The sequence below is a fragment of the Paenibacillus borealis genome, from assembly GCF_000758665.1.
Lineage (GTDB): Bacteria > Bacillota > Bacilli > Paenibacillales > Paenibacillaceae > Paenibacillus_AQ > Paenibacillus_AQ borealis.
Map to the genome: position 1 here is coordinate 2,791,988 of NZ_CP009285.1, position 13,217 is coordinate 2,805,204.

Annotated in this window: 10 protein-coding genes; 7 read left to right on the forward strand and 3 right to left on the reverse strand. The window is 50.6% G+C overall.

The window, feature by feature from the left end:
• Nucleotides 1–5 precede the first annotated feature (5 nt).
• Nucleotides 6–1,697: a M3 family oligoendopeptidase gene (locus PBOR_RS11580; RefSeq protein WP_042211800.1), complete on the reverse strand. Its 1,692-nt coding sequence runs from the start codon at nt 1,695–1,697 to the stop codon at nt 6–8.
• Nucleotides 1,698–2,002: 305 nt separating this feature from the next.
• Here PBOR_RS11580 and tnpB point away from each other — a divergent pair, with 305 nt between their 5' ends.
• Nucleotides 2,003–3,076 carry an IS200/IS605 family element RNA-guided endonuclease TnpB gene (tnpB, locus tag PBOR_RS11585; protein WP_042219271.1) on the forward strand — a complete coding sequence of 358 codons (1,074 nt, stop codon included), beginning with the start codon at nt 2,003–2,005 and terminating at the stop codon, nt 3,074–3,076.
• A gap of 358 nt (nt 3,077–3,434) precedes the next feature.
• Complete coding sequence (locus tag PBOR_RS11590) at nt 3,435–4,184, forward strand: MerR family transcriptional regulator (RefSeq protein ID WP_042211801.1); 750 nt, start codon at nt 3,435–3,437, stop codon at nt 4,182–4,184.
• Between the two features lie 86 nt (nt 4,185–4,270).
• Here PBOR_RS11590 and PBOR_RS11595 read toward each other — a convergent pair whose 3' ends face one another.
• Nucleotides 4,271–5,161, reverse strand: coding sequence for an AraC family transcriptional regulator (locus PBOR_RS11595; protein ID WP_042211802.1), 891 nt, complete (start codon nt 5,159–5,161; stop codon nt 4,271–4,273).
• Nucleotides 5,162–5,281: 120 nt separating this feature from the next.
• Here PBOR_RS11595 and PBOR_RS11600 point away from each other — a divergent pair, with 120 nt between their 5' ends.
• Nucleotides 5,282–6,202, forward strand: a complete 921-nt coding sequence (locus PBOR_RS11600) for a nucleotidyltransferase domain-containing protein (RefSeq protein WP_245648134.1) — start codon at nt 5,282–5,284, stop codon at nt 6,200–6,202.
• 30 nt (nt 6,203–6,232) lie between these two features.
• Nucleotides 6,233–9,130: an excinuclease ABC subunit UvrA gene (gene uvrA, locus PBOR_RS11605; protein ID WP_042211803.1), complete on the forward strand. Its 2,898-nt coding sequence runs from the start codon at nt 6,233–6,235 to the stop codon at nt 9,128–9,130.
• A 780-nt stretch (nt 9,131–9,910) separates the two neighbouring features.
• Here uvrA and PBOR_RS11610 read toward each other — a convergent pair.
• Nucleotides 9,911–10,558 (reverse strand): hypothetical protein, encoded by a 648-nt coding sequence (locus PBOR_RS11610; protein ID WP_042211804.1) that lies wholly within the window; start codon nt 10,556–10,558, stop codon nt 9,911–9,913.
• A 301-nt stretch (nt 10,559–10,859) separates the two neighbouring features.
• On the opposite strand from PBOR_RS11610, the gene PBOR_RS11615 reads away from it, so the two are divergent.
• From PBOR_RS11615 to PBOR_RS11625, 3 genes are all read left to right on the forward strand, one after another.
• Nucleotides 10,860–11,921, forward strand: coding sequence for an alpha/beta fold hydrolase (locus PBOR_RS11615; protein WP_042211805.1), 1,062 nt, complete (start codon nt 10,860–10,862; stop codon nt 11,919–11,921).
• A gap of 229 nt (nt 11,922–12,150) precedes the next feature.
• Nucleotides 12,151–12,588, forward strand: coding sequence for a LytTR family DNA-binding domain-containing protein (locus PBOR_RS11620; protein ID WP_042211806.1), 438 nt, complete (start codon nt 12,151–12,153; stop codon nt 12,586–12,588).
• A 175-nt stretch (nt 12,589–12,763) separates the two neighbouring features.
• Entirely contained in the window at nt 12,764–13,204 is a 441-nt protein-coding gene (locus PBOR_RS11625) for a hypothetical protein (protein WP_042211807.1), read from the forward strand.
• Nucleotides 13,205–13,217: the final 13 nt, after the last annotated feature.

Sequence of the window (13,217 nt, forward strand, 5' to 3'; positions counted from 1 at the left end):
GCTGCTTACAGCGCCTTATCGTCAATGCTGTTCAGCCAGCCCTCGATGTCGCCGATTACGGAGCTGACGCAGCCGTCCTCGAATGGTGAGATCAATCCGGCAAGCTCTACAAGCTTGGTGAAGGACTGGCTTCCTCCAGCCTGGCAGAGGCGCAGATAATCCGACCATGCGGATTTGAAATCCTCGTTCGAGCGTTTCCAGAACTGGAAGGCGCAGAGCTGGGCCAGTGTATAGTCAATATAGTAGAACGGAGAACGGTAGATATGCGCCTGCTTCTGCCAGAAGCCGCCCTGCTCCAGATAGACGTTGCCGTCATAATCGCGGTGGGGCAGATATTTCTGCTCAATTTCCCGCCAGGCCTGTTTACGTTCAGCCGGAGTTGCCTCCGGGTGTTCATAGACAAAATGCTGGAACTCATCGACCGACACTCCATAAGGAATAAACAGCAGGCTGTCTGCCAGGTGATTGAAGCGGTATTTGTCCGCATCCTGCTCGAAGAACTGGTCCATCCACGGCCAGGCGAAGAATTCCATGCTCATTGAATGGATTTCGGCGGCTTCAAAGGTCGGGAAAGCATATTCCGGAACACCGGAGTTACGGCTGGAATACACCTGGAAGGCGTGTCCGACTTCATGGGTCAGCACATCAATATCCGCTGAGGTTCCGTTGAAGTTGGAGAAAATAAACGGTGCCTGATAGTCACTGAAGTAGGTGCAGTATCCGCCGAATTGCTTGCCCTTCTTGCTGACCAGATCCATCAGCCCGTTGTTCAGCATGAAGCTGAAGAACTCGTCGGTTTCCGGTGACAGCTCCTTGTACATCTTCGCCCCGTTAGCCACGATCCAGTCAGGATCACCCTTGGGAGCAGCATTCCCGGAATTGAAGCTAATGCCCTCATCATAAAATTTCAATTCATCCAGACCAAGACGCTCCTTCTGGCGCTGCTTCAGCTTCGTCGCAACAGGGACGATATTCTCCAGCACCTGCTTGCGGAAATTAGCGACCATTCCGGCATTGTAATCGGTACGCATCATCCGGTCATACCCCAGCTCCACGAAGCAGCTGTATCCAAGCTTGGCAGCTATATTGGCCCGGACCTTAACGAGCTCATCATAAATCCGGTCAAGCTCCGGTTCATGCTCTGACATGAAGGCATATCTGGCTTCAAAAGCTCCCTTACGCACATTACGGTCCGTCGATGAATCATAAGGGATCAGCTGGGCCAGGGTACGCTCTTCGCCGTCGAACTTAATTTTGGCAGAGGCGATCAGCTGGGCGTATTCAGAGGATAGCTTGTTCTCAAGCTGCAGGTCTCCAATCACTTCAGGGCTGAAGGTGCGCAGTGAAATTTCGGCCAAGCTTAGCAGCTGTGTTCCCCATTCCTGCTCAAATTCGGCTCTGTACCTGGAATTCACAAGGGCTCTGTAATAATCCGTTATGTACTCCTGGACTACCGGACCGGTCTCATCCATGAAGTCCTGTTCAGCCTTGTAGAACTCATCCTCAGTATTAATTGAATGGCGGACGCTGACAATTGTCTCCATCGTTCCAAAGTTGCTGCGGAGCTCATTCATCGCTGCCACTGCAGCCTTCTGCTCCTCCAGATTGCCGGTCTCCAGGCCTTTCAGTAAATTTGTGAAGTCTACCTTAAATTGCTCGACATCCGGACGTTCATAACGGTACTCCGAAAATTTCATTGGATTATCAGCACCCTTTCTTTACCATATAAACCCCATTATATATTCGGCTCTGGCAAAAAACCAATCTTTGGACAGTAAAGTTTAATTATATTTAATATTCAAGGAGAAAGGGCGGCGGATTTTCCACATTGTTGCGGATAGTATTATTCTAACATTTTAGGTAGCAGAATTACCTGACTTCTAAAATGGCGGGACGAATGACTACGGTCTTTCTTTGTATATGGAAAAAAGTTGCCTATCATAAGAACGTATGTGCTATAATTGTTTTGTGAATGTTTGGAAATGGGGTGCATCGTTTGCTTATCTATAGAGCGTATACATACCGTATCTATCCTAACCGTGAGCAGCAACACTATTTGGCTAACGTATTCGGGGCCGTCCGTTTTATCTACAATAAAATGTTATCGGATAAGATCAAACATTACCACATCACAGCGACGATGCCCCATACAACACCTGCGGGTTACAAGAAAGAATTCCCGTGGCTCCGAGAAATCGACAGCCTCGCCCTGGCCAATGTCCAGCTCCATCTGGACCAAGCGTACAAACAATTTTTTCAGAAGAAGACTATGGGCTTCCCCCGATTCAAAAGCAAGAAAACACATACAGACCGCTTTACAACAAACAATCAAAAAGGAACGATTGGAATTGAAGGCGGTATGCTTAAAATCCCAAAGCTAAAGAGCAGAATCCGAATCCGGATGCACCGCCCTTTCTCAGGACGGGTCAAATCCTGTACTATCTCTAAAACACCATCCGGCAAATACTTTGCGTCCATCCGAGTTGAAACAGAAAGCACGCCATTGCCTATAGCAGCCCAGAAAATTGGCGTCGATTTAGGACTGAAAAGCTTTGCGGTGACCTCAGAGGGTGAAGTGATTGCGAATCCGAAACATCTGCGGAAATCGGAACAACGATTAATAATGCTGCAAAAAAGCGTATCCCGAAAGAAAAAAGGAAGCCACAACCGAACCAAGGCCAAACTCCGAATGGCGAAGCTGCATGAAAAAATAGCAAACCAGCGGAAAGACTTCTTGCACAAAACGTCCACCCGAATGATCCACGAAAACCAAGTGATCGTGATGGAGGACTTGCGTGTAAAGAACATGCTGCAGAATCATAAGTTAGCGAAGGCCATATCCGAAGTCTCCTGGAGATTATTCCGAGAACTGCTGACCTACAAAGCGAAATGGTATGATCGGCAGTTGATCATTGCCCCTCCAAACTATGCAAGCAGTCAACTCTGTTCCTATTGTGGCTACAAAAACGCAGAAGTCAAGAATCTGGCTGTACGGGAATGGTCTTGTCCAGAGTGCCATACGGAGCACGATCGAGATCGGAATGCGGCTGCCAATCTTCTGAAACTAGCCATGTAAATGGCACAATGGGCTAGGAACGAGCCAGTAAACTTGGAGCGTTAGCTCTATTGACCAAGAAGCACCCACCTCATAGGTGGTGTGTAGTTCACGGAGCGGGCCAGAGATGAAATGTGTAAATGCAGCAGCGTTATTGCCAGACCACCTGCTGAAGGAGATTCAGCAATATATTCACGGAGAAGCCTTGTATATCCCCAGTTGTGTGAGCAATATGGATTATCCATAGACAGCATCCGTAAAATTGTATATTCCAAGAACCCGCAGAGCTGATCTGCGGGTTGTTTACATTATAGATTATAGTGTTGACTCTCCCCTTGGGGGAGGCTTTAGACTGAATTCGGAAAGGAGCGTGAGGAGGGTGCTATACACCGTCAAGGAAGTAGCGGCGATGTCCAAGGTGACCGTCAAGCTGCTGCATCACTACCACAGCATCGGTCTGCTTATGCCGTCTGAAATCAGCAGTGCCGGCTATCGTCTGTACGGAACCGGTGAACTCGAACGCCTGCAGCAAATTCTGCTGTACAGGGAACTGGATTTCACGCTGGAGCAGATAAAACAGCTGCTTCAGGACCATCCGGACCGCTCGTCCATTCTGGCAGAGCAGGAAGAGCTGCTTCACCAGCGGAAGGAGCGGCTGGAGCGGATTATCGAAACGCTGCGCAAGACCCAAAATAGCAGGGAAAGAGGAGAGCAGATGGAGGATAAGGAGTTATTTACAGGTTTTGAGCGTGAAGAGGAGTGGAGGGAAGCCTTGCAGGAGCAGCATGAGTATCTGAAGGAGACTTATGATTATGATCTGCTGGATGCTGCTCCTGTCCAGCCGCAGCGCATGAATGAGCTGGCCATTGAGGCCGCCGCATTTATGACAGCCATGGCAGATGCCCTGCGGGCTGGCCGGAAGCATAATGATGAGGCGATTGCGGAGCTGATAGGGAAACATCTGGAGTTCCTGAAGGAGCATGGGCACCTGATATCGGCTGAGGATTTTGCAGCGCAGAACCGTTTTTTCCTGAGTGATGATTTCCATCTCCGCATGCTGGAAGGGCAGCAGACCGGACTGGCTTATTATTTGTCTGCGTCTGCGGACGCTTTTGCAGCCCGGGCTTAAACGTAGGATCACACCTGATAAGCAAAGAAATGCATAATTGTAAAAAGACCGCTGGACAGCTCGTGTCCGGCGGTTTTTTTGGTAAGTCATAACACCGAAACCGGAAAATACAAATCACATTCACAGTACTGCTTGCTGCACTTGGCATAATTAACCCATTCAAAGCTGAAGTGTTCAGGGAGGTCAATCTGGGCTGCGGGCATCCAGGTCCCGAAGATATATTTCCAGACCTCCTGCAGAGTCAACGCCGAGAGCTCCTCAGGACGATGAAGGCCGATATAGGTGAATACACCGTATTTATGTGCCTGGACATGCCGGACCTGCATATCCGGAGGGATAATGCTGCTGGTGCTGATTTGCAGGGAGGGCTGGTATAAGGTTGAACCTTCATACGGCTCCGGAACTGAGGTGAAGCCGATATAGACATCCTTGTGAACCGGATTCTCAATTCTCAGGCGGTCATGGTAAAAGAAATGCACAGCCCGCTCTGTAGCTTCCAGAGAGCTGGCATTCTCCCTGTCGTTAATTCTCATTTGATGTCCGGCAATGGAGAAGGCCGGCAGGACGCTCATGGAGCGGAAGTATACCAGTCCTTCCGCTGCACGGCCGAGTAAGCCCGTGTTGAAGCGGTCCATAATATTCAGCGGAACGGGATTTCTGCGCCACTTGGCTGGTGTGGTCTGGTATTCATCCTTGAAGACCCGGTTATAGGCCCGTTCAGAGCCGAAGGAGTATTTCGCAGAGATGAAATCAATGCTGTTCTGGTGGTGAAGCAGGTCGCCAAGGGAGAGCGCAATCCGTCTTCTGCGGACATACTCCATGAGCCCGGTATTCGTGGCTCCCTTCCAGATGCGCAGCAGGTGGAATTTGGAGATATTCACCCTGGCCGCGATATCATCCAAGCACAGCGGCTCCAGCAGATGTTCTTCCATATAAGCAGTTGTTGTATTCAGTGTTTCCAGCAAATAATGATCCATCGCAGGTTCCTATCACAGCAATTTTTGTCCTGTTTTACCAGGAAGCACACAGTATAATTTTACCACAGGGACCAGGATAGGCATAATCATCTTTACTCGGAAATAGAAAGGTGGAGGTCAGTGAACAGGAGTATAAGTGGGCAAGCAGAACTGCAGAACCGTTATAAAGGTGCAGTGGACAGCTTTGTGGACCGGGTGAAGAGTGACCTGAACGTCATTGCAGTGATACTGTGCGGAAGCCTCGCTTACGATCAGGTATGGGAGAAAAGCGATATCGATATGGCTATCATTGTACGGGATCAGCCGCTCCAGCAGAACTCCTATTGCCTCATTGAGGACGGGATTACGATTAATGTTCATCTGCATACCCGGAGTATGTTTAAAAGAGGATTTGAGAAAATGATCGGCGCTTCCATCCCGCAGGCTTATTTCGCCATGGGACAGATCGTTTATTCGGCGGATGACAGCCTGTACGGGTATTTCGAGGAATTCAAGAAGCTGGGGAGCAACGATATTGCCTTATCTTTATTAAGGGACGCTGGTGAACTGATCTCTCTGTTTCATAAAAGCCGGAAATGGCTCACCGTGCGCGGGGATCTATTGTATGCCCAATTTTATCTGCTGAAGGCCGCGGATTTGATCGCCAAGATGGAAGTCTGCTCGCAGGGCGAACCTCCGATACGGGAATCCATTCTGAAGATTCTGGCTAGAAAACCTGAACAGCTGGCCCCCTTTTATACGGATGCGATGTCCCGCTTTATGAATGAGGCTGAAATAGGGAGTGCTATTGAAGAGATGGGACGGTTTATCGACGGGAAGCTAAGCATCCTGCAGAGACCTGTACTGGATTTCCTGGCAGACGGTGAGATCAGAACCGTGACCTTGTTTGCTAAGCATTTTAGTATGGACAGCCATTATCTGGTGGACATTCTGGAGTATCTGGCGGATAAGGGGATCATCGGGAAGGTGTCGCAGACCATCCGCATCACCCCGAAGAGCAGGCCGTCTGTTGAAGAAATCGGTTATATGTACATCCCCTAAAGGATGGAGAATAAGAGGAGGAAGCAGCCAGTGTCTATCCGCACATCGATTGAAATTTCGGGAGCGCGGCAGAATAATCTCAAGAACATATCCGTGGAGATCCCGCGTGACCAGTTGACTGTCATTACAGGAGTGTCCGGCTCGGGCAAATCCTCGCTCGCCTTTGATGTCATCTTTGGAGAAGGGCAGCGGAGATTCCTGGACTCGATATCGAACTTCGCCAAGGGGCGCATCAGCCAGCTGAAGAAGGCGAAGGTGGATTCAGTAAGGGGCTTATCCCCGGTAATCGCGATTGAGCAGAAAAAGGGCAACCATAACCCCCGCTCCACGGTCGGTACGGTAACGGATACCAATGATTATCTGCGGCTGCTGTTCGCCACTGCAGGTACCGGGCATTGTCCAGATTGCAGCCAGCCGCTCAGGCAATTATCCGCTGCCCAGATTGCCGAGCATATATCCTCGCTGCCGGAGGGAACCGTCATAGAACTGCGGGCGCCGGTCTACAAGATTTATGGCGAGGAGTACAGCTATACCTTCCAGAAGCTGCGGGAACAGGGCTTCAAGCATCTGCTTGTCGACGATATGCCTTTCTCACTGGCTGATGAGTCCGGACTGGACGAGAGCCTTTTCTACCGGATCGAGATGATTATTGACCGGTTCACCCTGAAGGATGAAACATATATTCAGCTGACCAAATCCATAGAGTCGGCGATGCTGGCGCTGGATGAGGATATTATGATTAAAGTAGAGATCATTGGAGGGACTGGTGAAGGAGAGGCTAAGGGCTTCTACGAGCACTTCGGCTGCCCGGAGCATCATTACTTCCTCTGTGATATGCAGCCTTTTCATTTCTCCTTCAATACGCCAGCGAGCGCCTGTCATACCTGTCTTGGGGTAGGGATGTCGTATGCGGTAGAACCCCGTTTTCTGGTGGTGGCCCCTGAGAAAAGCATTAATAAAGGCGCGCTGAAGAACACTGTGTTCAATACCGCCGGCAAGGACAGTTACCGTACAGTGCTGATGTACAGCTTATCGGAGAAATATGGCTTCAGTCTGGATGTCCCGTTTCATGAGCTGCCGGCCTCTGTTCATGATCTGCTATTCTACGGTACCAAGGGCGAGCTTGTTCCTATGCTTCAACCGCCGAATTCCGCCAAGAAGAACTGGATGACCGGCCGGGACCGGCCGTTTGGCGGCTTCGTCCAGGAAATGGAGAGCTGGTATAAGCACTACATCCGCAAGTCCTCAACCTCGGAGGCCTTCGAGCCGGCGTTCATCAAAGACTGCATGATCGAGAAGGTCTGCCCGGAATGCAGCGGCGTGAGACTCAAGCGGCAGCGGCTGCAGATTACGGTGGGGAATAAGAATATTGACCAGCTCAGCCGGATGCAGCTTCATGAGCTGCTTGGGTTTCTGAATACCTTAAGCTTCGAGCCGGCCATCCGTGAGATCGCGGACACGATCGTCCGTGAGCTGCAGACGCGGATCTCGCTGCTGATTGAAATCGGGCTTCATTACATCAGCCTGGGCCGGAGAAGCGACAGCATTTCGGGCGGTGAGATGCAGCGGATCAAAATGTCCACCCAGATCAGCAGTGAGCTGATGGGGATGCTGTATATCATGGATGAGCCAAGCATCGGCCTGCATCCGCGGGATTCCCACCGGGTCATCGATACGATGATGAAGCTGCGTGATCTCGGCAATACGATCATTGTAGTTGAGCATGATATGGATACGATCAGCAGTGCGGACCATATCATCGAGATCGGTCCGGGTCCCGGCATCCATGGCGGAAATGTGGTTGCCTGCGGAAGTGTGGACAGTATCATGGACCAGCCGGAGTCAGTCACCGGGCAGTACTTATCGGGCAAGGCGTTCATTCCTGTTCCTGAAGCGCGGCGCAGACTGGGCGATGCCTTTCTGTCGATCCAGGGAGCGCGCGAGAACAATCTGAAGAATGTAGATTTGGATATCCCGCTTGGTGTGCTGATCTGTGTAACCGGAGTCTCTGGTTCAGGCAAAAGCTCGATGATCAACGGGATTCTCTCGAAGCAGCTGCGGATAGACAAAACCTCTGCACGGATTGTCGCCGGGGAGCATGACTTCCTGTTCGGAGCGGATCAGCTGAATCATGTGATCAATATTGACCAGACAGCGATCGGCCGGAACAGCAAATCCAATCCGGCTACGTATATCGGCATCTATGATAAAATCCGCGACCTGTATGCCATGCAGCCCGAAGCGGCAGCCAGGGGGTATCAGCCCATCGACTTCAGCCTGACTCACGCAAACGGCACGCGTTGTGAGCACTGTGCAGGAGACGGAATTCTGGTTACGAATCTGCAGTTCATGGCAGATATAGAGACGCTGTGCCCGGTCTGCAAAGGCAGCCGCTTCTCAGAAGAGGGCCTTGAGATCACAATCCGGGGCAAAAGCATTGCCGGTGTACTGGAGATGACGGTCGAAGAAGCCGCCGATTTCTTCGGGGAGCATAAGTATCTTAAGCACAAGCTCGCCATTATGAATGAACTTGGTCTCGGATATCTGACCCTCGGCCAAAGCTCAACCACCCTGTCAGGCGGTGAGGCGCAGCGGGTGAAGCTGGCCTATGAGCTGGCGAAGATCAAGAAGGGCGCCCATAACCTGTATATCCTGGACGAGCCGACAACGGGTCTGCATCTGGAAGATATCAAGAAGCTGCTGGTGGCGCTGAACAAGCTGGTAGACAGCGGCCATTCCGTGCTTGTCATTGAGCATCATCTGGATGTAATCAAGTCCGCGGATTATATCATTGATATGGGCCCGGAAGGCGGGGACCAGGGCGGGTATGTGGTCGCGGAAGGAACGCCGGAGCAGGTCGCGGAGGTAGAGGCATCCCACACCGGACGGTACCTCCGCAGTGTGCTTGGAGCAGCTGCCCGCCGGTAAAGGGCAAGTTAACTGCGGCAGACACCTGCTGGATTCTACTGAATTCAGCAGGTGACTATGTGTGATGAGGGCGCATAGAACGGATGCGATGGAGTGCTGCGTGTAGGGGAGAGTTCAGAAGTCAGTGGTCAGCGGATGAAAGCCGGCAAAAATGTATACATAGAGTGAGCGCAGTGGCGAATCTGTGCATAGTGAAAGCCGACTAGGAAGCATACATAGAGAGCGTAATAGTGAATAAGTGCATAATGAAATAACGGTGCGGACTGAGATTCCGTTATTTTGGAATTAAGGACAGATTTGAGGCTGTTCACGGACTGAGAATCCGCTATTGCTGCTCAAATGGGTGTTTTGGGGCTGTTCAGAAGCAAATAAGGGAGTCTCAGTCCGCGAGCGAGTGAAAAAGCCGCTATTTCTGCAAATAAGCGCATCTCAGTCCGCATCAGGTGACGGGCCAAGCAGAAGTGCCGATGATTTCACAGCAGGTACTCACAGGTGATTACTAGTACTCATTGTTACACTCATGGGCACTCATTGGACTCACAGGTACTCATTGGACTCACAGGTACTCATTGGCACTCATTGGTACTCACCAGCAGTCATTGTACATAGTACTCGTTTGTTATCCGCTTATGTTACTCGTTTATGCTAATTGCTGGCTGGTTACCCCATTGCTGGTACTCCTGGTTGTACCCCGTTACTGGTTACTCCTGGTCGTATCCATTGCTTAGTCGTATCCATTGCGGGTCTGTGCCCCCCTGCGCCTGCAGGGGATTTCCGCCATTACCGGTGGAGCTGGAAAGTCCGCACCCGATGTGAACCACTCGCGACATCAAGGATCTGCAGCTCTACGAGATCATGCAGGATGCGTCTGGCTTGACGGTCACATACCCGGAGGTGCCGGGCAAGCTCCAGCGGAGTCAGCGGCCGCAGCATGCGCCGGGCCAGGCGGACGGTCTCTGCTTCCAGCCAGGATAACGATGCGGATACGTCCGTGGCTATGAATCTGCCAATAAAAGCGAGCACTAACTGCTGGCATAGCTGCGGTTCTTCGGTGATGGACGGGTATGCGATGGGCAGAAAGGTCCAGCCATCCAGTGCCAGCAGACAATGCCGTCTGCACAGGTCTTTGAATCTTCTGACATCCAGATCTCTGGCGTGGGGGCCGAAGCCTTGGATTTCAATTCCGCCTTTGGCTCCGCCGGGCATATAGGCCAGATCCAAATAGCGGTAGCCGTTGTTAAAGTCACGCACCTCCCATTCCGGAAAGAGATGATTGAAATTACCGATAGCGGGAAACCAGACTGCACGCAGAAATTCTCTGGTACCATGCCCCAGCCCTTTTTGAAGCAACGCCAGTCTTATTGGGCTGGTCTCCATAGTAATCTGTTCCTGCAGCCATTCATCATAGTACTGCTCAAATCTCGACATTTGCGCTTCCTCCTACGAATAGTTTGACCCTTGATGTAATCTTATTTGGATACAAGAAAAGCCGCCTCAATACAACGTATCCGGGGGTAGGCTCCAGACAAACGTTCTATTGCGGCGGCGTGTTCTTCACGACCTATACCCGTTATTATAACGTATTTCAGTTTATCTTCCGCGTCTTTTTTCACGGTGAGCCCCCATATTCAGGCCAAGGCCAAGGGAGTGACGCAGGTCATGCTCGATTTACCATTGCTGTGATAGGGTGGTAATCGAGCTTCTGTTAAGTAACAAGGAGGATTGCGGATTGAAGAAACAGAGAAGGAAGCGAAGAATAGCTTTACGGATATTAGGGATTGGCCTGCTGCTAATCGTCCTGCTCATAGGAGGCGGATTCGTCTTCCCGACATGGACTCCAGGCATCAAAGGCAGCAACAGCGTAAGCCTCCTCAAGCAGATAACCATTAACGGCACCAAGCAGGAAGTGATGATCCGGGGGACGGACCGGAGCAATCCGCTGGTGATTTTTGTGCATGGCGGGCCGGGGGTGCCAGAGACTCCGTATGTGCGGAAATATCAGGATCTGCTGGAGCAAAACTTCACCGTTGTTCAGTACGATGAGCGCGGCAGCGGGAAGTCCTATCATTTCTCAGAAGACTATTCGAATCTGTCGTCAGAAATGCTGGTAGATGATTTATTAGCCCTGACGGATTATCTTGAGCAGGAGTTCAACCAGGAGAAAGTGCTGCTGATCGGCCACTCCTATGGTACATACATAGCCACACAGGCGGCAAGCAAGGCGCCGGACAAGTTCAGTGCCTATATCGGAATCGGCCAGACGGCTAATTGGGTGAACAGTGAGCTGGAGAGTCTGCAATTCATGATCGGCCAGGCGAGGCTTGCCGGCAATGACGCTGAGGCGGAAGAACTGGAGCTGCTAAGGGAGCCGATTACTACAGGAGATGCGATTACACCCCGAGATAAAATCCGCGAATACGGCGGCGCAGCAAGGCTGATCAACGATAATGCGGATATCTTCAAAGGCTTGCTGTTCGGTACGGAGTATAATTTGCTTGATGCCGTTCGATTCTTCAAGGGGAATTCGATGTCGGAGCTTAACCTGCAGGCAGAGTTAACAGAGCATGATATCACGGAGCTGGTGGATCAGCTTGATATCCCCGTTTATTTCGTGATGGGGCAATACGATCTGATGACCTCGGTGAATGAAGCGCGTAAATATCTGGATGAGCTAAAGGCGCCGCTGAAGGAGTTCGTCGTATTCGGCCAGTCGGCCCATTACCCGCAATTCGAGGAGAAAGAGAAGTTCGCGCAGTGGCTGAACGAAACTTGGGCTAAATTACAGCAATAGCGAACGTTCTCAGGGGGGGCACTAGCTACTGCGGCGGATGATGAGAAGGAAACGGTAGACTGTCCCGGTGGAGGGGCGGTGATGCCGTTTCTTTTTTGTATACAGTATCCTGTCCTGCTGAAATTGCAGCTTGCGGCCGCTGTTGTGCAGCTTGCGTTAAGGCCATTGTATAAGTCTTTTGACAAAAATATACTGTAACTGTAAGGAGAAACGCAGGAGGCGATGGGCGATGAAGATCACAATTGAGAACGTTCCGGAGGGAGCAGAGCCTGAAATTATCCTAAGGTGCAACGACCCGGATGAATCCTTGCTCAGGTTAATCTACTCGGTGAACTCCAGCTCCAGAAAGCTGATCGGCATGACCGATTTGCAGCTGCATATTATTAATCCGCGGGATGTGTATTACTTCGAGGCGGTGGATCATAAAGTGTTCATTTATTGCCATGAGAAGGTGTATGAGTCCAGGCTGAAGCTCTATGAGCTGGAGATGGATTACGAGCACGGTGACTTTTTCAGAGCCTCCAAATCGACCATCCTGAATATTGCCAAAATCAAATCACTGAGTCCGGTACTCTACGGAAGATACGAAGCGCTGCTGCAAAACGGTGAAAAGGTCTATATCTCCAGACAGTATGTCCCTGTGCTTAAACAAAAATTAGGGTTATAGCAGAGGATGCGTGCCGGCAGAACTGAGATGCTTAAGTTCACAACACATTAGGATTAATGTTGTACGTATTGCAACTCTTAAGCCCAGATATCGGGGTAATGGTTAGGATTGTTGTACGAAATAATCGGAGGAATGTTGTATTTAGTGCAGGATTATACTTTTAGGAGGTAGGATCATGATTAAAACCGGTAAATATCTGTCTTTTTTCGTGAAGGATCTGTTAGTCGCTTGCGGATTTCTGACGGTGCTGGCGGCCATTGTGCTGGCTCTGAATTCTACGGAGACGGTTCATGGCTCGCTGTTTGTGCAGCTGTTCCTGGGGGCTTCGGCTTTTACCTGTTTCCGGTATGCCCTGGTGAATACGCATGAGGTGGAAAAAAGGGTGCAAACGATCAGCTTCTATATATTCTTCATTCTCGCTGATGTTTTTGTGATCCTCTGGCTGTGGCTGTTCGCTGACGGTCCGCTGATGGATAAAGGCGTGCTGGTGCCGTTTGTCATCGTGATTCTTGTGGTCAAAACCATGGTGTACACAATGATGCACATTGACGGTAAAAGGGAAGCCAAGCAGCTGAATCAGAAGCTGGATGAGTATCATAAGGGCGGAGATAAATAAGCATTCGGCATTA

Coding starts and splice junctions, on each gene's coding strand:
- PBOR_RS11580 (WP_042211800.1), bottom strand. CDS start 1,697: ATGAAATTTTCGGAGTACCGTTATGAACGTCCGGATGTCGAGCAATTT.
- PBOR_RS11595 (WP_042211802.1), bottom strand. CDS start 5,161: ATGGATCATTATTTGCTGGAAACACTGAATACAACAACTGCTTATATG.
- PBOR_RS11610 (WP_042211804.1), bottom strand. CDS start 10,558: ATGTCGAGATTTGAGCAGTACTATGATGAATGGCTGCAGGAACAGATT.
- PBOR_RS11620 (WP_042211806.1), top strand. CDS start 12,151: ATGAAGATCACAATTGAGAACGTTCCGGAGGGAGCAGAGCCTGAAATT.
- PBOR_RS11625 (WP_042211807.1), top strand. CDS start 12,764: ATGATTAAAACCGGTAAATATCTGTCTTTTTTCGTGAAGGATCTGTTA.